This is a genomic window from Wujia sp. (genome assembly GCF_056872695.1).
In genome coordinates this window covers 79669-103268 of record NZ_DBMFCD010000003.1, presented here as the reverse complement: position 1 = coordinate 103268, position 23600 = coordinate 79669, and the positions used below count along the sequence as shown (strand labels likewise).

The 23600-nt window shown below is 45.6% G+C and carries 18 protein-coding genes and 1 riboswitch; all 18 genes read left to right on the top strand.

What is annotated here, in order from left to right; genetic code table 11:
• Position 1 precedes the first annotated feature (1 nt).
• The 18 genes from cobI (at position 2) to ACZQK9_RS04450 (ending at position 23573) form a co-directional block, all read left to right on the top strand.
• Positions 2–739 carry a precorrin-2 C(20)-methyltransferase gene (gene cobI / locus ACZQK9_RS04535; RefSeq protein ID WP_483269781.1) on the top strand — a complete coding sequence of 246 codons (738 nt, stop codon included), beginning with the start codon at positions 2–4 and terminating at the stop codon, positions 737–739.
• A 131-nt stretch (positions 740–870) separates the two neighbouring features.
• The gene (locus tag ACZQK9_RS04530; RefSeq protein ID WP_483269780.1) at positions 871–1788 is read left to right on the top strand and encodes a ketopantoate reductase family protein; all 918 of its coding nucleotides are present in this window, start codon (positions 871–873) and stop codon (positions 1786–1788) included.
• 321 nt (positions 1789–2109) lie between these two features.
• Positions 2110–3945, top strand: a complete 1836-nt coding sequence (gene ftsH / locus ACZQK9_RS04525; RefSeq protein ID WP_483269779.1) for an ATP-dependent zinc metalloprotease FtsH — start codon at positions 2110–2112, stop codon at positions 3943–3945.
• Positions 3942–4484: an HdeD family acid-resistance protein gene (locus ACZQK9_RS04520; RefSeq protein WP_483269778.1), complete on the top strand. Its 543-nt coding sequence runs from the start codon at positions 3942–3944 to the stop codon at positions 4482–4484. Before ftsH ends, ACZQK9_RS04520 begins: the two co-directional genes overlap by 4 nt.
• Before the next feature lie 101 nt (positions 4485–4585).
• Positions 4586–4894, top strand: a complete 309-nt coding sequence (locus tag ACZQK9_RS04515) for a DUF6110 family protein (protein ID WP_483269777.1) — start codon at positions 4586–4588, stop codon at positions 4892–4894.
• Positions 4878–6953, top strand: coding sequence for a heavy metal translocating P-type ATPase (locus ACZQK9_RS04510; protein WP_483269776.1), 2076 nt, complete (start codon positions 4878–4880; stop codon positions 6951–6953). The genes ACZQK9_RS04515 and ACZQK9_RS04510 overlap by 17 nt, the downstream gene beginning before the upstream one ends.
• A 139-nt stretch (positions 6954–7092) precedes the next feature.
• Complete coding sequence (locus ACZQK9_RS04505) at positions 7093–7671, top strand: TetR/AcrR family transcriptional regulator (RefSeq protein WP_483269775.1); 579 nt, start codon at positions 7093–7095, stop codon at positions 7669–7671.
• Positions 7672–7988: 317 nt separating this feature from the next.
• Positions 7989–8927, top strand: coding sequence for an ABC transporter ATP-binding protein (locus ACZQK9_RS04500; protein WP_483269774.1), 939 nt, complete (start codon positions 7989–7991; stop codon positions 8925–8927).
• Positions 8927–10093, top strand: coding sequence for an ABC transporter permease (locus ACZQK9_RS04495; RefSeq protein WP_483269773.1), 1167 nt, complete (start codon positions 8927–8929; stop codon positions 10091–10093). The genes ACZQK9_RS04500 and ACZQK9_RS04495 overlap by 1 nt, the downstream gene beginning before the upstream one ends.
• Positions 10080–11258 carry an ABC transporter permease gene (locus ACZQK9_RS04490; protein WP_483269772.1) on the top strand — a complete coding sequence of 393 codons (1179 nt, stop codon included), beginning with the start codon at positions 10080–10082 and terminating at the stop codon, positions 11256–11258. The genes ACZQK9_RS04495 and ACZQK9_RS04490 overlap by 14 nt, the downstream gene beginning before the upstream one ends.
• 128 nt (positions 11259–11386) lie before the next feature.
• Positions 11387–13099: a putative DNA modification/repair radical SAM protein gene (locus tag ACZQK9_RS04485; RefSeq protein ID WP_483269771.1), complete on the top strand. Its 1713-nt coding sequence runs from the start codon at positions 11387–11389 to the stop codon at positions 13097–13099.
• Positions 13100–13108: 9 nt separating this feature from the next.
• Positions 13109–13873, top strand: a complete 765-nt coding sequence (locus ACZQK9_RS04480; RefSeq protein ID WP_483269770.1) for a TIGR03915 family putative DNA repair protein — start codon at positions 13109–13111, stop codon at positions 13871–13873.
• 43 nt (positions 13874–13916) lie between these two features.
• The gene (locus ACZQK9_RS04475) at positions 13917–14462 is read left to right on the top strand and encodes a histidine phosphatase family protein (RefSeq protein ID WP_483269769.1); all 546 of its coding nucleotides are present in this window, start codon (positions 13917–13919) and stop codon (positions 14460–14462) included.
• A 101-nt stretch (positions 14463–14563) separates the two neighbouring features.
• Positions 14564–14639, top strand: a riboswitch (cyclic di-GMP riboswitch).
• Positions 14640–14825: 186 nt separating this feature from the next.
• Entirely contained in the window at positions 14826–17699 is a 2874-nt protein-coding gene (locus ACZQK9_RS04470) for an ATP-binding protein (protein ID WP_483269768.1), read from the top strand.
• A 106-nt stretch (positions 17700–17805) separates the two neighbouring features.
• Positions 17806–19827, top strand: a complete 2022-nt coding sequence (locus ACZQK9_RS04465) for an ATP-binding response regulator (protein ID WP_483269767.1) — start codon at positions 17806–17808, stop codon at positions 19825–19827.
• Between the two features lie 93 nt (positions 19828–19920).
• On the top strand, positions 19921–20271 hold the full coding sequence (locus ACZQK9_RS04460) for an Hpt domain-containing protein (protein WP_483269766.1): 351 nt from the start codon (positions 19921–19923) through the stop codon (positions 20269–20271).
• Positions 20272–20312: 41 nt separating this feature from the next.
• Positions 20313–22487: a flagellar assembly protein A gene (locus tag ACZQK9_RS04455; RefSeq protein ID WP_483269765.1), complete on the top strand. Its 2175-nt coding sequence runs from the start codon at positions 20313–20315 to the stop codon at positions 22485–22487.
• Positions 22488–23573: an HD domain-containing phosphohydrolase gene (locus ACZQK9_RS04450; RefSeq protein ID WP_483269764.1), complete on the top strand. Its 1086-nt coding sequence runs from the start codon at positions 22488–22490 to the stop codon at positions 23571–23573.
• Positions 23574–23600 lie beyond the last annotated feature (27 nt).

Sequence of the window (23600 nt, the reverse complement as noted above, 5' to 3'; positions counted from 1 at the left end):
GATGGAAGGAAGAATGATTGGCGTCGGAGTCGGCCCGGGTGATCCGGAGCTTCTGACGCTGGCAGCGGTGCGTGCAATCCGTGAGAGTGACTGCATCTTACTGCCAAATGAGAAGAAAGAAGAATGTTATGCTTATAAGATCGTGCGGCAGGTCGTACCGGAGATCGAGGAAAAGGAGATCTGTCCGATGCAGTTTCCGATGACGAAGGATGCGGACGTGCTTCACGCGGCGCAGGATCGCTGCTTTGCCGAGGTACGGGCGCGGATGCTGCAGGGGAAGAACCTTGTATTTCTTACAATCGGAGATCCAAGTGTATACTCGACGTACCATTATATTCACCGGCGTGTGCTTGCAGCAGGCATGTCCGCATCGATAATCAGCGGTGTGCCGTCTTTTTGTGCGGTGGCGGCAAGACTTGGAATCTCGCTTGCGGATCAGGGAGAGGAGATCCATATTATTCCGGGCAGCTACGCGGTGGAGGATACCGTGGACTATGACGGGACACGGATCTATATGAAGTCGGGGAAGAAGCTGGAGAGGCTGATCGGCATGCTTCGGACAGAGCTTGTGCGGAGAAGGCAGCAGGGAGAATATTTGGAGGTCTATGGCGTCTCGAACTGCGGACTGCCGGATGAACGTGTGATGCATGGGATAGATGCGTTGACACAGGCAGTAAGCTACCTTACAATTGTGATCGTGAAGGTGAAAAAAGAGGACAAATCACGATATTTACAATAAATTTTCTCAATAACGGATTTGTTCACAAAACAAACATAAATCTGTTATAGAATATGTATCACAGATTAGAGATAGAAGAAAAAAGAGGGAAGGAGAAACCACTTGAGCATATAGAAAGTGGCTGATCGTATATGAAATATGCAATTATAGGAGCCGGCGGATGCGGCGGAAGCATCGGCGCATTTTTGGCGAGAGCCGGACAGGATGTGACATTGATTGCGCGCGGCGCGCATCTTACAGCAATCAAAGAACATGGTATATGTGTGGAGTCACCAAGCCAGACATTTACCGTGACAGATATAAAGGCAGTTGATGAAGCAGGATATGCGGAGATTCCGGATGTCCTGTTTGTGTGTGTCAAAGGATATTCGATTCCGGATATCATTCCATTTTTGAAAGAACATAGCAACGAGGATACATTGATCGTTCCGATCTTAAATATTTACGGAACTGGGGCAAAGCTGCAGCAGGAGCTGCCGGATACGACAGTTGTAGATGGATGTATCTACATTGCGGCGGAGATTAAGGAACCGGGCGTGATCTTACAAAAAGGCGATATCTTCCGTATCGTATTTGGCGCACGGAGGGGACAGGAACTTTGCCGGAAGATGTTTCTTTTGGAACAGGAGTTAAAGGCGGCAGGTATCGATGCGGTGCTTTCTGACCAGATTGAACGGGATGCATTTCAGAAATACGCATATGTGTCGCCGATGGCAGCCTGCGGTTTGTATTACGATGCAAAGGCAGAAGTATTCCAGCGCGCAGGCGAAGAGCGGATGCTTTTGATCCGGTGCATGAAAGAAATTGACGCACTTGCAACAGCAATGGGAATCCCATTTTTAGTTGATATTGAGAAGACGAATCTGGACATCTTAGATGCACTTGTACCGGAGGCTTCAACCTCCATGCAGCGGGATATCTGGGCAGGAAAAACATCTGAACTGGACGGATTGGTGTATGAACCGCTCCGCCTCGGACAACAATATGGAGTAGAGATGCCGAATTACGAGATGATCGTGAAGGTATTGAAGGAGAAGTACGAAGAGTAGAAAGAGTAAATTGCACAACGTATTCATCCGTGTAGATTACATGTATTTCGATATAATTTCGCGAAATATGCATATGTTTGAAACTTAGAAGTTCTTGATGTTCTGCTGTAATCAGCAATGTTTGAACACGATGTTCAAACAAGCCGCCGCTGAGACAGGGATGTCGAATCGGCGGCGGTTGCGTACGGTAAGAATATGTAGATCAGAACATCTAGAACTTCTTGGTTTCAATACATCGCATATGGAGTGAATTATATTGAAATACATGTTATAGATGTAGAATACGTTGTGCATTATAGTATGGAAAGGAAGTATGCAGAGATGAAAGAAGTAAAATCACCCAAACGTCCGTTGATCTTCTATTACGGAATCGTGCTGGTAGTATTGCTGGTGTTTAATTTATTTATCACCCCGATGCTGGCAGAACGGCAGGTAAAGGAAGTTGATTACGGAACATTCATGAAGATGACCGAGGATAAGGATATCGGTCAGGTTCAGATCGACAGTACGCAGATCACATTTACGGATAAGGCGGAAAGCGCGATCTACAAGACCGGACTCATGCCGGACGATGACCTGACACAGCGGCTCTATGACAGTGGCGCGAAGTTCTCGAAAGAAATCGAGACGAGGACATCCCCGTTTATGAGCTTTCTGATGTCTGTGGTTGTGCCGCTTCTGCTGTTCTGGATACTTGGAAGATTCCTTGCGAAGAAGCTGATGGAACAGGCAGGCGGCAAGAATTCCATGATGTTCGGTATGGGCGGAAAGAGCAATGCGAAGGTATATGTACAGTCCACCGAAGGAATTCATTTTACAGATGTTGCCGGCGAGGATGAGGCGAAGGAAAACTTAGCCGAGATTGTCGATTATCTGCACAATCCGAAGAAATATACGGACGTCGGTGCATCGATGCCGAAGGGACTTTTGTTAGTCGGGCCTCCGGGAACCGGTAAGACAATGCTTGCGAAGGCGGTTGCCGGTGAGGCAAATGTACCATTCTTCTCAATCTCCGGTTCGGAGTTTGTCGAGATGTTTGTCGGTATGGGTGCATCGAAGGTGCGTGATCTGTTCAAGCAGGCAAAGGAGAAGGCACCTTGTATCGTATTTATCGATGAGATCGATGCGATCGGTAAGAAGCGTGACGGTGGCAAGTACGGCGGCAACGATGAGCGGGAGCAGACATTGAACCAGCTCTTAACGGAGATGGATGGATTTGAAGGGAACAACGGCGTTATCATTCTGGCAGCAACAAACCGTCCGGAATCACTCGATCCGGCGCTTACCAGACCGGGACGTTTTGACCGGAGAGTACCTGTGGAACTACCTGACCTGAAAGGCCGTGAGGCAATCCTCAAGGTACATGCGAGAAAAATCAAAGTTGGCGATGATGTTGATTTCCATACGATTGCACGTATGGCATCCGGTGCATCCGGCGCGGAGCTTGCGAATATCATCAACGAGGGTGCGCTTCGCGCTGTTCGTTCAGGACGGACATTTGTGACAGAGGCAGACTTAGAAGAAAGTGTCGAGGTTGTAATCGCCGGTTATCAGAAGAAGAATGCCGTGCTTTCGGATAAGGAGAAAAAGACGGTTGCATATCATGAGGTCGGACATGCATTGGTGGCTGCGTTGCAGAGCCATTCTGCACCGGTACAGAAGATTACGATTATCCCACGTACATCCGGTGCGCTCGGATACACGATGCAGGTGGAGCAGGCCGACAAATATCTGATGACGAAGGAAGAAATCGAGAACAAGATTGCGACACTCACCGGTGGCCGTGCCGCAGAGGAAGTAGCATGCGGAGAGATCACAACCGGTGCTTCGAATGATATCGAGCAGGCAACGAAGCTGGCGCGTGCGATGATTACCCGGTATGGTATGAGCGATGAGTTCGATATGGTAGCGATGGAGACCGTGGAGAACCAGTATCTGGGCGGGGATACTTCGCTTTGCTGTTCGGCAGAGACGCAGAAGGAGATTGACCGGAAGGTGGTTGAACTTGTGCGCTCACAGCATGAGAAGGCGAAGAAGCTGCTTGTCGATAACAAGCGGCTGTTGGATATTCTGGCGATGCATCTCTATGAGAAGGAGACAATTACTGGGGATGAATTCATGGAGATCCTGAATAAGGAAGGGGGAGCTGCCCTATGAAAAGACATACAGGGTATGGATGGCTGGAGCTGATCGAGGGTATTCTTCTTATAATCCTTGGTGCTTTGTCGATTATATCACCGGGTGGGATTCTGCGCTGGATCACGATCTTCTATGGTGTGATGGCAATCGTGACCGGAATTACCGATATTATCTTCTACGCCAAGACGGAACGTTACATTGGGTTTGCACCGTGCGTGTCTCTGGCTGCTGGGGTGATCAGCGTGATCACCGGTCTGGCGCTGATGGCATATCCGCACATAGGCGAACTGGTTGTAACATTGCTGCTTCCACTATGGTTTATCGCACATAGTGTATCGAAGTTGTGTCACCTTGGATTCATCCGGAGTTTGTACAGAGGAAGGTATTTCTGTGTCACGCTGTTCATCAATGTGATCGGCCTGGTAGTAGGTGTACTGATGATATTCTGGCCGCAGATAGCTTTGTTCTCAGTCGGATTTTTGATAGGTACATACCTGATTATATTAGGGGTGGACAGCGTAGTATCGGCTTGCAGTAAGCTCGGTCGGGATTGGTAAATGATTTGCAAAAAAAGTAAGCATATTTCTTGTATTAAAATACATAATTATGCTATACTTTTCTTTTAGAAAAAATATTTATATGCAAGGAGGAAGCAGATATGTCAAATATTTTTAAGAAGATCGATGGAAAGAAAACAGGGATTTTTGCAGCAGGTGTATTGTTTGGAACAGCTGGAATCAAGCTTTTGACAAGCCGTGATGCAAAGAAGGTTTACTCACATGGTACAGCCGCAGTTCTTCGTGCAAAGGATTGTGTCATGAAAACTGTGACAAATGTACAGGAGAATGCAAGCGACATCTATGCTGAGGCAAAGCAGATCAACGCAGACCGCGAGATCGAGGCTGAGGCACAAGTAGTTGAGGATGAAGCAGAAGAGCAGGCGGAAGAAAATGAAATTTGTGATTAAACATGAGATACGGGGCAGAATTCGTTTTCATGTTGCACAGAAGAATATGTCGTACCGGGAAGCCGATATCCTTCAGTATTATCTTGACAGCATGAAACATGTCAGTTCTGCGAAGGTGAATCATTCGACCTGTGATGCGGTTGTCTGTTATGAGGGAAGCCGGGAAGCGATGATAACAGCACTCCGGCGGTTCCATTATGATTCGGCAGATGTGCCGGAGTCATATCTGGTAAATTCCGGCAGACAGGTGAATGAAGAGTACAAAGAGAAACTGGTAGATAAGGTTTTGCTGCGGTGCATCAACCGGGCGTTACTGCCGGTGCCGATAGCGAACACCCTGACTGCCATCCGTTCGGTAAAATACATCATGAACGGATTGAAAACATTAGCAAAACGTAAGATCGAAGTTCCGGTTTTAGATGGCACGGCGATCGGTGTATCCGTATTCCGTGGAGATTTCCAGACGGCAGGATCCATCATGTTCCTGCTTGGAATCGGTGAGATCTTAGAGGAGTGGACACACAAGAAATCCGTCGGTGATCTTGCACGGAGCATGTCCTTGAATATCGGAAAAGTCTGGTTGAAGAAGGACGGACAGGAAGTGCAGGTATCTGCGGAGTCTATCCGTGTAAACGATGAGATTGTTGTTCATGTTGGAAATGTGATTCCATTTGATGGTATCGTCGTCGATGGCGATGCGATGGTCAATCAGGCGTCTATGACAGGTGAACCTTTGCCGGTACATAAGCAGGCAGATTCCTATGTCTATGCAGGAACCGTGCTGGAGGAAGGCGAGCTTTGCATCCGTGTACGACAGGTCGGTGGTTCGAGCCGATATGAGAAGGTTGTGACGATGATCGAGGAATCCGAGAAGCTCAAATCTTCTCTGGAAAGCAAGGCGTCACATCTGGCAGACAAGCTTGTACCATATACATTACTTGGAACAGCCGCAACGTATCTTTTCACACGGAATGTGACGAAAGCATTGTCTGTATTGATGGTTGATTTCTCCTGTGCGCTGAAGCTGGCAATGCCGATTTCAGTTTTATCTGCGATCCGGCAGGCGAGCAAGTCAAGCATTACGGTGAAGGGTGGCAAGTTCTTAGAGGCGATGGCAGAAGCAGATACGATTGTATTTGATAAGACCGGAACCTTGACAAAGGCAACACCGCACGTAGTAGATGTTGTATCCTTCTGCGATGAAAATAGCGATGAACTGCTACGGGTTGCCGCATGCCTCGAGGAACATTTCCCACATTCGATGGCGCGTGCAGTTGTTGATGCAGCAAGCAAAAAGAATCTGGTACATGAAGAGGTTCACTCGAAGGTGTCGTATATTGTGGCACATGGTATTTCTACTACGGTAGAAGGAAGAAAGACAATTATCGGCAGCTATCATTTTGTATTTGAGGATGAGGGCTGCGTGATTCCGGAAGGTATGCAGGAGAAGTTTGATGCATTGCCGGAGGAATACTCCCACCTATATATGGCGGTGGAAGGACGGCTGGCTGCCGTGATCTGTATCGAAGATCCAATCCGGGATGAGGCAGCCGATGTGATCCGGACATTAAAGGAACTTGGATTTGCGAAGATCGTTATGATGACCGGAGACAGTGAGCGGACAGCGAGTGCAATCGCGCGCAAGGTTGGTGTGGATGAGTATTATTCTGAGGTGCTTCCGGAGGATAAGGCAAGCTACGTGGAGCGCGCAAAAGCAGAGGGGCACAAGGTTATTATGATCGGTGATGGCATCAATGATTCACCGGCACTTTCGGCAGCGGATATCGGTATTGCGATCAGCGATGGTGCAGAGATTGCACGGGAGATCGCGGATATAACCGTTGGTGCAGATAACTTGAATGAACTGATCACATTGCGGAAGATCAGTACCGCACTGACAAGAAGAATCCGCCGGAATTACAGAACAATCGTCGGATTTAATACCGGACTGATCGTGCTTGGTGTGGCAGGTGTGATCCAGCCGACAACATCAGCGTTGATGCACAACACATCGACACTGGCAATTGGGCTACATTCGATGAAGGATCTTGTATTATAAAAATGAAAATAGAAACGTCAGGCAGGTGACAGGAATGTAGCTGCATTTCATCGATATCTGCTTGACGTTTCTTTTTTTATTTCTTATAATATAACGAAAGTTACATAACAAATGTTATAAAATGAAGATGGAGGATAATATGCCAAGGGCAACAAAGTTTTTGAAGGAAGATATTATTGAGGCGGCGTGTGCTGTGGTGAAGAAAGAAGGCCTGTCTGCAATCAATGCCCGCCGGGTGGCGAAAGAGCTTGGTTGTTCGGTACAGCCGATCTTCTATCAATTTGAAAATATGGAAGACTTAAAGCAGGCGACGATCGCACATATCCAGAAGATATACCAGTCGTATATGATTGCAGGTTCTAAGGAAGAAAAAGCATATCGGGGCATGGGACTTGCGTATATCCGGTTTGCAAAGGATTATCCGGATTTCTTCAAGGTGTTATTTATGGGGGATTCGAAGATTTCTCCGACGGAATTTATCGAGAAGGATAATATTGGAAATCAGATCTTAGAGAAGGGCGCAGAGTTCACAGGATATGACAGGCAGAAACAGGAGGCATTTCATCTGAAGGTGTGGATCTTCACACATGGAATCGCCAGCATGGTTGCAAACGGAACCGTCGCATTTACGGATGAACAGATTGAAGAACTTCTGACCGACACGGTAAGGCAGATGAAGATCGGAAGCATGTATGACAAGAAGCCGAAGGATGATTGAATATGAACCGCAGAAATTGCGATATTGATTTCAGTATATATTTTAATATTGATTTATAAAGATATACGATATGTTTGAATCATAGAAGTTCTTAATGTTCTGTAATTATATTAGCCATGTTTGAACACGATGTTCAAACAAGCCGCCACTGAGCCATGGATGGCGAATTGGCGGCGGTGGCGTATTGGATGGAAATATAGATCAGAACATTTAGAACTTCTCAGATTCAATACATTGTATATCGTATAAATCAATATTGAAATATATAGAAACAATATCGCAATTGCTGGGAATAAAAAGGAGAGTGGAAAAGCGAAATGAGCGCAGTTGTAGAAGTAAAGAATCTGACAAAGGAATATAAACAGAAGAAGGCGGTCGATGACCTGTCGTTTGAGATCCGGCAGGGAGAAATCCTTGGGCTGCTTGGTCCAAACGGAAGTGGAAAATCAACCACGATCAACTGCATCCTCTCGCTGTTAAAATACAGCGCGGGAAGTATCAAGATTTTCGGTGAAGAAATGACACCGGATGCCTATAAGATCAAGCGGGATATCGGAGTCATCTTCCAGGAGGTAGCGGTGTTTGAAGAGCTTACAGTGTATGAGAATATCGATTATTTCTGCGGCTTGTATGTGAAGGATAAGCAGGAGCGGAAGAAGGATATTGAGGATGCAATCAAGTTGGTTGGATTGGATGAATTCCGCAAATATTATCCGAAGCAGTTGTCGGGCGGATTACTCCGGCGATTGAATATCGCATGTGGTATCGCGCATAAGCCGAAGCTGATCTTCTTAGATGAGCCGACGGTTGCGGTCGATCCGCAGAGCCGGAACAACATTTTGGATGGTATCAGGAAGCTGCGGGATGATGGCGCGACGATCTGTTACACGACACATTATATGGAAGAAGTTGAGATCCTGTGTGACCGGATCATCATATTGGATAGGGGAAAGATCATTGCGCAGGGAACATCCGACGAGTTAAAGGCACTTGCGAAGATCGAGGAGAAGGTTACGATCGAGACGAAGCATTTCAAGCCGGAATTCTTAGAGAAGCTGCAGGCGGCATCGAATGTCGACAAGGCAGAATATGCCGACCATCAGCTTGTAATCACCTATAAGAGCGGAAAAAATAACGTGGCGAAGCTGATCGAGGAACTGAGTGCGGCGGGAATCACCTGTAACAAGATCTTCTCTGAGCGGCCGACGCTCAACGATGTGTTCCTGGAGCTGACCGGAAAGGAGCTTAGAGACTGATGTTTGGACATAACTTTAAGTATACATTCAAAGTCCTGATGCGGAGCCGGATGCTTCTGTTCTGGACATTTGTATTCCCGCTCGTGCTTGGCACGATGTTCAAGCTGGCGTTCTCCAATATCGAGAACAGCGAGAAGCTGAACGTGATCCCGATTGCGATTATCGATAACGAGGATTTCCAGGGAAATGAAGCATTCCGCCGGACATTTGAGACTTTGAGTGATGAATCAGGCGATGAGCAGATGTTTGATACGGTGTATGTGTCGAAGGACGAAGCGGATACACTGCTTTCGGATGGGGATGTCGACGGCGTGCTGTACATGAATGGCTTGGAGCCGGAGATCTGGATTCACGAAAATGGCATCAACCAGACGGTGCTTCAATATGTGGTGGACGAGATCGTACATACCTCTGCAATCATGGAAAAACGTGTACAAAATGAGATTGAGCAGGGCGCTATGCCGGATATCGAGATGCTCTACAAAGATGTAATGGAGCAGGTTGCAGGCAGAAAGTCGAACCTGGTCGATGCATCCCGTGCGAATATGAGTTATACGATGATTGAGTATTACACATTGATTGCGATGGCGTGTCTGTATGGCGGTATCCTTGGAATGACAGCGCTGAGCCGGAATCTGCCGAACATGGGGAATCTCGGAAAGCGTACAGCCATCGTTCCAATCAGTAAGGCAAAGACGATGTTTTCTTCTCTGCTTGCTGCATATTGTACGCAGTTGATCGGGCTTGCGATTCTGTTTGTGTATACGATCTTTGTGATGAAAGTCGATTACGGGGAGAATCTGCCATATGTGATCCTGCTGGCACTTGCGGGAAGTCTGGCGGGGCTGACGCTTGCGATTATGGTGACAACGGTTGTCAAGACCGGCGAGAATGGAAAGCTTGGAATCCTGATCGGCATCACGATGGCGTGCTGTTTCCTGTCTGGCATGATGGGAATTACCATGAAATATATCATCGAGAAGCACGTGCCGTTCTTAGACAAGATCAACCCGGCGGCGATGATCACGGATGGATATTATGCGCTGTATTATTATGGTGTGGACAAGCGTTTTTGGATGGATGTAGCGAGTCTTGGAATCTTCTCTGCCTTCATGCTGCTTGTGTCCGCGCAGGGATTAAGGAGGCAGAAGTATGACAGTATTTAAAGCATTTCTGCATGTGTTGAACAAATGTAAAGGCATGGTGATCCTGTATACGGTGCTGCTTTTATTGTTCGGTGGCATCAACGCAAAAAGTGGGGATACGGCGAGTCAGTTCACCGCAGACAAGCCGGAAATCGTCATTGTGAATCAGGATGAAAATGTCGGAATCACGAAGAATTTTACGGATTATATCGCAGCGCACTGTGAACGGAAGGAACTGAAAAGCGAGGAGGAAATCGACGATGCAATCTTCTACCGGCAGGTGGCATTTGTAATCTATATTCCACAGGGCTACCGGCAGGCGGTACTGAACGGCGAAAACCCGGAACTTCGATATAAGAGCAGCCAGACCGCGGATGCGAGCTTCGCACAGATGATGGTTGAAAGCTATCTTGCCATACAGCAAAACTACGTGGATGTCGCACTGCAGGCGAATCCGGATGAAATAAACATATCTCTGAATGAGGAGGAAGTCTGCAAGGATATCACGCAGACTTTGGAACAGACATCAACCGTACATGTGACGACGACACTTGATACAAACAGTATGTCTAAGGCAGCGGGTTATTATAATTTTGCAAGCTACAGTCTGCTTGCCGGTGCGATCTTCGTGATCTGTCTGGTGCTTACGAGTTTCCAGGAGCTGCCAATCCGCAAACGTATCACGGTCAGCAGTATGAATTATAAGAAGCACAATGCGATCCTGCTTGCATCGAATCTGCTTTTTGCAATCGCATTATGGTTGTTTTACAGTCTGATCAGTTTCGTGATCGTCGGGAAGGTAATGTTCAGTGCGCAGGGAGCCATGTATCTGGCAAATTCGTTCGTATTCACCTTGTGTGCATTGACAATGGCATTCCTGATATCAAGCATCTTCAACAACAAGGAGGCGGTCAATGGAATCGTGAATGTTGTGGCACTTGGCTCGGCATTTCTGTGTGGTGCATTTATCCCGGTTGAGTGGCTGCCGGATGGCGTGCTTGCCGTGGGTCGTATCTTCCCGGCGTACTGGTATATTCAGACGAATGAATATCTTAAGACGCTGGAGACGGTAAGTGTATCTGCACTGAGACCGGTATTTATCAATATGCTGGCGATGGCTGGATATGGTGCGTTCTATATTATTGTGGCAAATATCGTGTCGGCTAAGAAACGGGTGGTGGCGTAATCCTAAAAACAGGCGAAGTGGAATTTCTGCATCGCCTGTTTTGCTGTTTTCAGATAAATTTGAACAAATGCAAACAAATGTTTGCAAAAGTCCTTGCAATCAAGAACATTTGTTCGTATAATGAAACTATGAGTATAGAAATGACGAACAATTACATAGAAGAATATACAACACAGGAGAAGCTGCAGATTCTTGCGGATGCTGCCAAGTACGATGTGGCGTGCACGTCCAGCGGATCGGATCGCCGGGGGAAGAAAGGAGAACTTGGCAATGCGGCAGCTTGCGGCATCTGCCACAGCTTTGCTTCGGATGGCAGATGTATCTCCCTGCTTAAGATATTGATGACGAATCACTGCGTCTATGATTGCAAATACTGCATCAACCGCGCAAGCAATGATGTGAAGCGCGCGACCTTCACGCCGCAGGAGATCTGCGAGCTCACGGTGGAGTTTTACAAGCGGAATTATATTGAAGGCCTGTTCTTAAGCTCCGGTGTTCTGAAGAACCCGACCTACACGATGGAGAAGATGTGTGAGACGTTGCTTCTGCTTCGGACGAAATACCATTTTAACGGATACATCCATGTGAAGACGATTCCGGGTGCATCGGATGAACTGCTTGCGGCAGCGGGATATCTGGCAGACCGTATCAGCGTGAATATGGAGCTGCCGACAGAGGAAGGATTGCGGACACTGGCACCGAATAAGACGATGCAGACAATCTTAGATCCGATGGGAAAGGTGCGGAACACGATTGCGTCCCATCGGATGGCAATCGGGAAATCCGCACACATGGAGCGGAGCAAGGGCAATCAGTTCTTAAGTCAGAGTATCTTCGGGACTGCGTCAAAGAAGCAGTTTGCAGATGGATTGATGAAGGAGAAGGACGCAGGGAAAATCGCTGCGGATGGGGCAGTGGTTCGGGAGTCTGCGAGTGCTTATGGAAACAGGTCTGCTGTACAGGATGGTGTTGTAGAATCAAATAGTATTACAAATGGAAAACTGGATGCAGGAAAATTAAAAGAGGAAAAAGAGCGGAACGGTCGGTCGGGGAATGGAGAGACCATGCATGATCAGGCACAATCTACGATTGAGGCTTTGGCTGCGAAGATGAATGGAACGGTTCTGGATAGCGCTCTCACATGGGACAACGCATACCAGCTTGCACCACTTGATATGTCGAAATTAAAGCGGCGGTTTGCACCGGCGGGGCAGAGCACGCAGATGATTATCGGGGCAACCGGCGAGAGCGATTATACGTTGCTGCAGACGACACAGCAGTTGTATCAGGGCTTCGATTTGAAGCGAGTCTTTTATTCGGCATATATTCCGCTGAATGAGGATAAAGTATTGCCGCAGATTGGAACACCGCCACCGCTCCTGCGGGAACACCGGTTGTATCAGGCGGACTGGCTGCTCCGGTTCTATGGATTCCAGGCGGGAGAATTGTTATCGGAAGAGAAGCCGAATTTCAATGAACTGGTTGATCCGAAGTGTGACTGGGCGCTGCGGCATCTGGAGCAATTTCCGGTGGAAGTGCAGACGGCAAGCTATGCGATGCTCTTGCGTGTGCCGGGCATCGGACCGAAATCGGCAGGGCGGATCACATATGCAAGACGTTATGGCAGGCTGGATTTCGCTTCCTTGAAGAAGATGGGTGTCGTGTTGAAACGGGCGCAATATTTCATTACCTGCGACGGCAGGCAGATGTATCACACACCGGTCGAGGAAGGGTATATCACAAGGCAGTTGACCGGCGTCGACCAGAAGGATATATGGAGGGCAGAGCATGCGAATGAATCGTTCACGCAGATGTCTCTGGCGGATTTCGGAATTGGGTAGATTGTAGTTATGAAGATATATACATGTAAAGACCGGCTGGAGGATATTATGACCTGCATCTATGATGCATGGGTGGAAGCCTTGCAGGTCGGTCATGATCAGATACAAGTGAAGAAAGAGCCGGTATTTCAACAGACGATGTTCGATGAGTACATTCATGTGGACGGCGATGCCAAAAAGGCAGAGAAGGTGATCCGTTCCATCCGGAGAGATATCTCGGATGAGGCGTATCTGGATGTCTATTATGCGACGCTTTCCGCAGAGGAAGATGCATTGCAGGTAATCTATAATTTCCTGCGGGTAGGATTCGCCGCTGGCTGCCGTGTGCTTGATTATTATACGAACCCGCATGTGATGCGGATATTGGAGCTACGGCGGAAGGTGGGGAATGAGAGCCACCATTTCCGGGAATTTGCGCGGTTTCAGTCGTTAAATGGGAAAGTCTATGTGAGTCATCTGGAACCGAAAAGCGATGTGATCATGCTGGTTGGCAGACATTTTGCAGATCGTATGCCATCGGAGCATTGGATGATCATTGATGATACAAGGAAGACCGCGTGTGTACATCCGAAGGATGGGACGAATTACCTGCGCTATCTGACCGATGCGGAATTTGAGACGCTTCGGAAGACGGAGGAGTACGAGGATGAATATACCGATATGTGGAAGACATTTTTTCACGCGGTTGGAATCAAAGAGCGTGAGAATTATATCTGCCAGCGGAATCTCTTCCCGATCTGGAAGCGGAAACATGCGGTGGAATTTAAGGATTAGATATGGTAGTATCTTGGTAGAAAAGACAGGAGGAACAGATACGATGGCATACTTCTATTTTACAAGACATGGACAGACAATCTGGAATGTAGAGAATAAAATCTGTGGCGCGACGGATATTGCACTTACAGAACTTGGACATACACAGGCAAAAGAATTGGGTGAACGGATGAAGGCAGCAGGAATCCATATTGATAAGATTCTGTATTCACCGCTCGTGCGTGCGGCAGATACCGCAAAGCATATCGCAGAAGTGACCGGCGTTCCGGCAGAGGAAGAGCTGCGATTGAAGGAGCAGAATTTTGGACGGTATGAGTCCACCCCGCGAAATGGTGCGGAATTTTCTGTTGCCAAGGCGCAGTTTGTCAACAGTTATGGTGGTGGGGAGTCCATGTTGAAGCTTTCCCAGAGAATCTATAATCTGCTGGATGATATTAAGAAAGAAGCGGAAAGCGAAGGGACGGTGTACCTGTTGGTGGCACATAACGGAATTTCACGTATTATTGAGTCGTATTTCCGTGATATGACGAACGAGGAATTTGCAGCATTTGGGATAAAGAATTGTGAGTTAAGAAAGTATGAATTTTAAGGGAAAGTTGACGGTTCTCTGATGGATTTGCAGATATTTTTTCAATTTTTGCCGATGATGCAAAAAAACATAGACACTAAAAAATATGAAGAGTATAATAAAAAAATTGTGGGCAAAGCAGACGAAAGTCTGTGACGCAAAGCTAGAGGGCCTGTAAAATGGCAGCCAGTTGCATGAAACTATGTACACTGTCTGTTTTTGGGAGTGTCTTTTTTTGTTGAAATAGTCATAATAAGTTTAGCAGGAAAGAAAAATGTATGTAATTTGGGGTTAGCCGGTATGAAGCTTGTATTTCAAACCGGTTGATAAGAAGACGTTGGAAGAGGCGGTAGGAAGTATAAAAACCGATACAAGGGGAGAAATATGAAACAGTTAATAATCTCAGACAAAGTACAAAAGGAGCTGCTTGCAGATTTTATGTCCATGGGGGAAACCAGCGGACTAATCGGTGGATATTGTGAGGATGAGTTTCCGGTTTATTATGCCAATGAAGAGATGGCACGGATGCTTGGTTACGATACAGTGGAAGAATTGGTTGAAGCAATTGACGGAAAAGTTATTAATACGATTCATCCTGATGACAGAGGACAGGTTCTAAAGGATATCGGGGATGAGTATTATGAGGGATTAACTTATGAGACCACATATCGTATGTCACGAAAAGACGGATCATGGTTCTGGACGGTTGATAAAGGAAAAGTCATGCGGACAGAGGAGGGAAAACTGGCGATTATCAGTGCCTGCTATGATATGACATCTTTCGTGGAACGACATAAGAAATTGGAAGAGCAAACTATGCTGTCGCAGGCGACGATCGATCAAATGCCTGGTGGTTATCACAGATGTTCCCTGGAGGAGGGTCACCCATTTATATATATCAGTAACAGGTTTCTTGCGATTCTCGGGTGGACCAGAGAAGAGATCAAGACAGAATTCGATAATAAATTTGATAATATGCTGCATCCGGATGACCGAAATCTTTGCGCAGAATATGCTATCCGGATTCTTGATACATGCGGGAATGGATTTACCGGGCAGGATCAGATTTACCGGGTGCTTGGAAAGGATGGCTATCACTGGGTCACAGATGCCACAACATTGGTGAAATCCGGGAACCAGACCTTTTTTCAGGGAAATATTACAGATATTACGGATTTTGTGAAGGAAAAAGAGAAAAAAGAGAAAGAACAGGAATACAGCAACCGGATTCTAAACGAACGTAACAGGGTTTTATCAGCTTTGACCATGGATTATACAACGGTACTTTTGTGTGATTTAAAGCAGGATACATTTGAAGTGGTAAAAGGGGATACCTTTATACACAATGCCCCTGAAGAAAAGCAGCAGTTAGTTTGTGGGAGTAACTGCTATTCGGAGAGAGTCCGATATTTTTTTGAAAATGTTCTGATCAAAGAATCTGCCCCGGAGTATCTGGAAAGACTTTTGCCGGATCATCTTATGAACGAATTAAAAGAAAAGGACAATATAGAGCTTTATCATAAGACCATACCGAATGGGACGGGTTCCACACATTTCCTGGCAAGAGCAATACGACTATCCGATGAGGAAGAGCATTTTAAGATTATCCTTGGTTTCTATTCTGTAGATGAAATTATTAAAAAAGAGAAGGAGATAGAGTTTCAAAGAGAGATTCTCGAAGGTCTTGGAAAAGTATATTTCTCTGTTCTCGCAGTAGATTTGGACAAGGATCAGGTGTTTCCCTATCGCGAGTTAGGTGAGAGTGGAAAGATTATTTCGGATTTTTGCAGAAAATGTGGGAAGAGATGGTCAAAAATAATTCCTTCTTATGCCAAGACGATGGTATCTGATAACACCAGCGGAAAATTTGAAAAGCAGCTGGGTCTGGAAGCCCTGCGTTCACAGGAAGAGGATTATTCCTTGACATACGAGTTTAAGTCGGAAACAGGGATTAAATATTATCAGGTAAGAGTGGCATACGTAAAGAAAAAAGATGGAACAAGGATGGCTGTAGTCGGAACAAGAAATATTGACTGTCTGATAAAAAAAGAGCGTGACCAGGAAGAAAAGCTGAAGAAAGCATATGCTGCTGCCGAAAATGCCAATAAAGCCAAAACAGAATTCCTGAATAATATGTCCCACGACATCCGGACGCCGATGAACGTGATCCTGGGATATAACCAGCTGATGAAATCACTGTTGACAGAACCAAAGCAACTGGATTATCAGAAGAAAATTGAACAATCCGGGAAACTGTTATTGTCCATCATCAATAATGTACTGGATATGGCCCGGATTGAAAGCGGCAAGATGAACCTAGATGAGAATTATGAGAGAGTTGGCGAGGTAGTAGATGAAATCATAAGTACGTTTTCGTCGGAAGCGGAAGAAAAGGAAATTCATCTAAGCGGCAGTATGCAGGTTACACATAGAAATATCCTGTGTGATGGTACAAAAATAAGGGAAATATATGTAAATCTTGTCAGTAATGCTATTAAATACACTCCGAGAGGTGGAGATGTAACAATCACTGTACAGGAACTGCCATGTGAAAAAGAAGGATATATAAAGATAAAATCCGAGGTAGCGGATACCGGTATTGGCATGAGCGAGGAATATCTTCCAACGTTATTCGAACCGTTCAGCCGTGAATATAATACAACGACCGGAAAAGTCGGAGGAACCGGTCTTGGAATGGCAATCGTAAAGAAAATGGTTGATCTGATGGGCGGCAGTCTTGAAGTGGAAAGCAAACTGGGAAAAGGAACCGTATTTACAGTTACGCTGATGCATAAAATAGCGGATAAGAAATATTACAACCAGGAGATAGAAACAGCAGATGTATCTGATATAGTAGAACCCCTGCGTGGAAAGCATGTTCTGCTGGCGGAGGATAATGATCTGAATGCAGAAATTGCGATGGCAGTTCTGGAAGATACAGGTATTGTTATCGAACGTGTGGAAGATGGAATTCAGTGTGTGAACAGAATCGAGCAGATGCCATACGGAACATATGATCTGATACTTATGGATATCCAGATGCCAAATATGGATGGTTATCAGACAGCCCGGTGTATCCGGCATTTAAATGACAACAAGAAGGCAGAGATCCCGATCGTTGCCATGACAGCAGATGCCTTTGCAGAAGACAGAAAAAGAGCATTAGACGCCGGCATGAATGGACACATTGCCAAACCGATTAATATTGAGAAGATGGAAAAAATCATTCTTTCTGTATTGAATAAACAGGATAATTGAAAATATGAAATAATCTTGTGTGAATGAAATTGAGAAAGACGGTGAAGAATTGAAAAAAATTCTGAAACAATTAGAATACAGCAAATATATCATGGAAAAGCTCTGCATGGATTTTACGTCAGTGTATGTTGTGGATCTCAATTCCGGAAAGTTTGAGACACTAAAACTGGCACAAAATACAAATGCGCTTAAAATGTTGAATGAAAAACAGAAGACGTATGAAATGTTTCACGACTATGTGGCTCAGTATGCTAAGGAGTATGTGCCGGAAGACGAAAGAGCGGAATTCAAAAAATGTTTTTCGTATCAATATTTGAAAGAACAGCTTTGCAGCATGGATAGATTCGTATTTCATTACAGGAGTATTCCAAATGCGGGAGATCGACAGTATTTTGAAGTACAGGCAGTGAAACTTAATGGTGAAACAGAGGATTCGGAGTTCATAATCCTTGTGGGAATCCGTCATATTGATGAAGTCATGGTGAAAGAAAAACAGATTCAGGACAGACTTAAAAAGGCTCTGGAAGATGCAACGCTGAAAAACGAGATTATTTCAGCAATCGGTAAAAGTTATAATTATATTTCCAGAATTGACCTCGAAGCTGACTATTATGAGGTTGTATCCGGAGAAGAAAACTTTCCGGCAACGGCAAAGCTTAAAGGGGAGATGAGTAAGACACTCCGCCATAATTGTGAGCAGATAGTCGCAGAAGAGTATTTGGAGGCTTTTCTGTTATTCTGTGATGTTTCAACAATGGCAGAACGCTTACAGGACAAGGAATCCATATCCATGGAATATCGTACAGTGAATGGAGACTGGCACAGAACCCGCCTGATCGTGAAGAAAAGAGATGAGCACGGACGTGTAACCCATGTCCTGTGTGCAGTCAGATCGATCAATGATGAAAAAAGAAAGGAACAGCGGCTTGCCTTAAGGGCGGCAGAAGCCAAGCATGAAACTGCGTTGAAGACCCGTTTTCTGTCGAATATGAGCCATGATATCCGCACTCCGATGAATGGGATCATAGGTCTGCTCGATATGGCGGAAGAATTTCCAGATGATCTGCAGATGCAGGAAAAATGTAGAAAGCAGATTAGAGAATTGTCAAAATACCTGTTATCTATGGTGAATGACATTCTGGATATGAATAAGCTGCAATCTGGTGAGAGCGTCAACCAGGATATGACGTTTGATATCACAGATATGTTAAGAACAGTAAATGAAGCAGCCTGGATCAAAGCAGAAGAAAAGCAGATAGAGTATATCGTTGAGTGGGGAAAAAGCTCATTTACCAATCAGTATCTGGTGGGTAACCCTCTTTATACAGCGAGAATCTTATCAATTCTTGCCGATAATGCGATTAAATTTTCGCACATTGGAAGTACCATATCTGTGAACTGCATCGAAGAGCAGTTAGATGATAAGAATGTGATTTGTGAATTTGTCTGCAAAGATCATGGAATTGGAATGAGCAAAGAGTTTACCGAACATGCATTTGAACTGTTTTCTCAGGAAAACGAAAGCAGCCGTACCAGATATGAAGGAACCGGTCTTGGACTTGCAATCGCAAAAAAACTGACAGACCGGCTGCACGGAACCATCTGTCTGGAGAGTGAAAAAGGTGTTGGTACTACAGCAACTGTCCGGATACCATTTAAGATAGGCACTGACAACGATATCAATGCAGTTCAGGACTACAAAACGATTTCCTTGCAGGGACTTCGGGTACTTCTGGTAGAAGATAATGAACTGAATATGGAAATTGCAAGATTTATTCTGGAAGATCAGGGAATGACAGTGGAAGGTGCGGTAAATGGTCAGGAAGCGGTAGAAATGTTTGAAAAATCAGTGCCGGGATACTACAATGTAATTCTGATGGATATCATGATGCCGGTGTTAAACGGATTAGATGCGACCCGCAAAATCCGGGCACTGAAACGAACAGATGCGGAAATCATTCCTATCATAGCAATGTCAGCCAATTCTTTTTCTGATGATATGATCAGAAGCCGGCTTGCAGGAATGAATGCACATCTTGCAAAACCGCTGGATAGGGAAAAAATTGAGAGAACCATTCAAAAATGCTTATCCCAAAACAACCATATAAAAATACATAATAAAGGATAGCGGCAGAACGATTTGTATAGATGACGGGAATGTCCGGTAGATATTGAGGACAGAGTACGGGAAGAATATGAATATAGAAAGGAATAAATGTAGATGACAGTACAAGAATGCTATGAGAGTATGGGCTCCGATTTCGAAGGAGTATTGGGCAGAATGGGCAGTGAAGCAATGGTAAAGCGATTCGCCCTGAAATTCCCTGATGATCCCTGCTATGGGAATCTGGTAAAGGCAGTGGAAGAACAGAATGCAGAGGAAGCTTTCCGCGCGGCTCACACATTAAAAGGAATCTGTCTGAATCTGGGATTAGACAGACTTTACGAAGTCAGTGCATGCCTAACGGAGAAACTCCGGGGAAGAGCGTTCGACGGATATGAAGAAGCTTACGAGAAAGTGCAGCAGGAGTATCACAATACCGTAGATGCAATCCGAACTATGGAAGAATAGTACCAGAGACAGGAACAGACATATGAGAGGATAAGGATTATATGGAAGATGAAATATTGGATAAAACACAATATTCCACAGATCAATTGCAGGAGATAGAAGAGGGGCAGGAGAAAGGTCTGGATGTCTCCTATTACCGGAACCCGGAATTCCTGGCAATTCAGATGCGTGAGATCCGTCTGGGACTGGAAGCAAACGTGGATGTGTCAGTTTATGCGGATAAAGCATATGACTGGTTCCAGATGAAGGAAATCCGTAAGGGGCTGGAAAGCCATCTGGATGTGAAAAAATACGCAGATCCCAAGCTCTCTTTTGAGGTCATGCATCAAATCCGTAAGGGGTTGATGAAGGGAATCGACCTGTCATTTGCCAAAACGATCCCTGCCGGTCTGCTGAAGGAACTGCGGAAGGCCATAATGGACAAGGTCGATATCCGTATGTATATCAGAGAAGGCTATGAGGAGGAACAGCTTCGGCAGATCCGCATTGCCATGGAGAAAGGAATCGATATTCAATCCCACGTGAAGATCTATCACAGGGGGCCGTCCATCAGGGAAATCGCTTTAGGGTTGGAAAAGGGACTGGACGTATCGTTATATGAAGATGAACATTTGAATTGGCAGCAGATGCGTGAGATACGCTTGGGAATGGAAGAAGGAGTCGATGTATCGAAATATTCGAATCCGTTATATTCCTGGCAGCAGATGCGGGAAATTCGTCTGGGAATGCTGGATGATCTGCCAGTGGAATTGTATTCCAGCCTGATGAACACTGCCAGGGGCATGGAAGAGAAACGTAAAAAGCTGTTAGAAGAGCGGAAGCATCCGGAAAAGACAGAGAATGAAGAGAGTTACAAAGACTTTTCTCTGTTGGTTAGTGCAGATAAAATGAAAGCTTTTATTCTGGTGGCTAAAAAGGGCATTCGAATCAGCAAGGACAGACTGTTACAGTCCCTGAAAGAAAAAGGCGTGAAGACAGGGATTGATACCATGATGCTGGAACGGTTGGAGAATCAGGGGGCAGACAGTAATATGATCATTCTGGCTGCCGGCAGGAACCCACAGCCCGGTGCGGATGGATGGTATGAGTTCTTTTTCGATATAAATATAAAAAAGGAGCCGAAGCTGTTGGAAGATGGTTCGGTAGACTATCAGAATATCAAATGGTTTGAACTGGTGCGAAAGGGGGATGTGGTAGCGAAATACCATGAACCGGAACCAGGGAATCCGGGGCTTAATATCTTAGGAGATGAAGTCCCTGCGAAGAAGGGAAGAGAATTGCCGCATCTGCCCCGCAAGGGTGTAACGCTGGAGCCGGACAAGAAGACTTACATCGCATCTATGGACGGTAAGATTGAATACAAGGGAGGCGGACTGGAGATCACGAATATCCTGGTACAGGACAGTGTGACACAGGCTACCGGTAAGGTAGAATTCAACGGTTCGGTCTATGTCAGAGGCGAGGTAGGTGATGGTGCGGTCATCCACGCGGAGAAGGATATTCTGGTGGATGGTTTTGTAGAAGGAGCTGTGCTGGAGGCCGGGGGAGATATCATTCTGCGTAGGGGCAACAACGGTGACGGCAGAGGAAGACTGGAGGCTAAGGGAAGCATCATGGGCAGATTCTTCGAACGGTCCGATGTCAAGGCAGGGAAAAACATCCATGCCAACTACTGCCTGAACAGTGTACTTTGGTCAGGCGGCAGAATTGAAATTGCCGGTAGAAACGGAAGTCTGGCAGGTGGAAGTGCCTATGCCGCACAAGGTATCAGTGCTTGTAACATCGGAAATGCAGCCGGTATCAGGACCGATATCTCCGTAGGAGGAGATGAATTGTTCCTTGCGGAAATAAATATGCTGGAAGAAAAGCTTTGTTCTGCCCAGAGGGAGTTAGTCCTTTTAAAAAATGCCTATGGAGATTTCAGGAGAAAATATGCGCCGGAAGTACGTAACAGTAATCCAATCTATCTGAAAATAGAGGATTCCATCTATACCAAGGATCTTGAAATTGATAAACTCAATAAGAGGAAGGAAGAACTGCAGAAGGAAAGAGACAGCGTTGATCAGGTGAAAATCGTGATCCGGGGCATCCTTTATCAGGGAGTACTGGTAAATATCAATGGTTTCAAATGGAATTCAAAAACCATTCAGAACGTTACACTGAAGAAAAAAGATGGCACCATTTCTGTATTTCGGAATGCGATGGAGGAAAAATAAATGAAGAACAAGATTCTCATTGTGGATGATGCAATAATGAACAGGGATATTCTGAAGGAAATATTAAAGGATACCTACGACATATTGGAAGCGGAAGACGGTAAAGCAGCTTTGGAAATACTGGATGCTGAGAAATATGAGATTTCGGCAATCTTGCTGGATCTGATTATGCCGGTGATGGATGGCTTTGAGGTGCTGAAAGAACTGAATGCCAGAAATATGATTGAGAAAATTCCGGTATTGATTATCAGCGGAGAGAACAGCACACAGAATGAACAGCGCTGTTTTGAACTTGGTATTGCGGATTTTATCGGGAAACCCTTTAATGCGCGCTTGGTAAGAAAAAGAGTTCAGAATGCGGCGGAGCATTACGCGAATCGTAACGAACTGGAAGCGAAAGTAGAAGAACAGACCAATGTACTGCGCAAGGCCTATAGAACATTGAAGAGTCAGGCAGAACAGTTGAAACGTCGTAATCAGGATATCATTGAAATTCTGGGTACGGTGGTAGAATATCGTAATCTGGAGAGCGGAGAACATGTCAAGCGTGTAGGAGAATATACACGTATTCTTGCAGAGAGTTTTATGGTGGAGTATCCGGAATATGATTTGACACAGGACAAGATTGACGTAATCGTATCCGCAAGCGCTCTTCATGATATTGGTAAGATTACAATTCCTGACAGTATTTTATTAAAGCCGGGACGACTGACAAAGGATGAGTTCGAGTATATGAAGTCTCATACAACCAGGGGTTGTGAACTGTTAGAGTCTATGAAAAATGTACTCGATCCGAAGTATGAAAAGGTCAGTAGTGAGATATGCCGTCATCATCACGAACGCTTTGACGGCAAGGGATATCCGGATGGCCTGGAGGGGGATGCCATTCCGCTCTCCGCACAGCTTGTGTCCGTAGCAGATGTATATGATGCGTTGGTAAACGAGCGCTGCTATAAGGACGCCTTTTCTCCCGAGGAAGCATTTCGCATGATTGTTAATGGGGAATGTGGTGTATTTTCTCCCAGACTGATGGAAGTATTCCGCAAGGTTCGACCGCAGTTTGAAAAAATAGCCACTGCAAAATAAATAATAGCGGAAAGATATAGGAGTTTC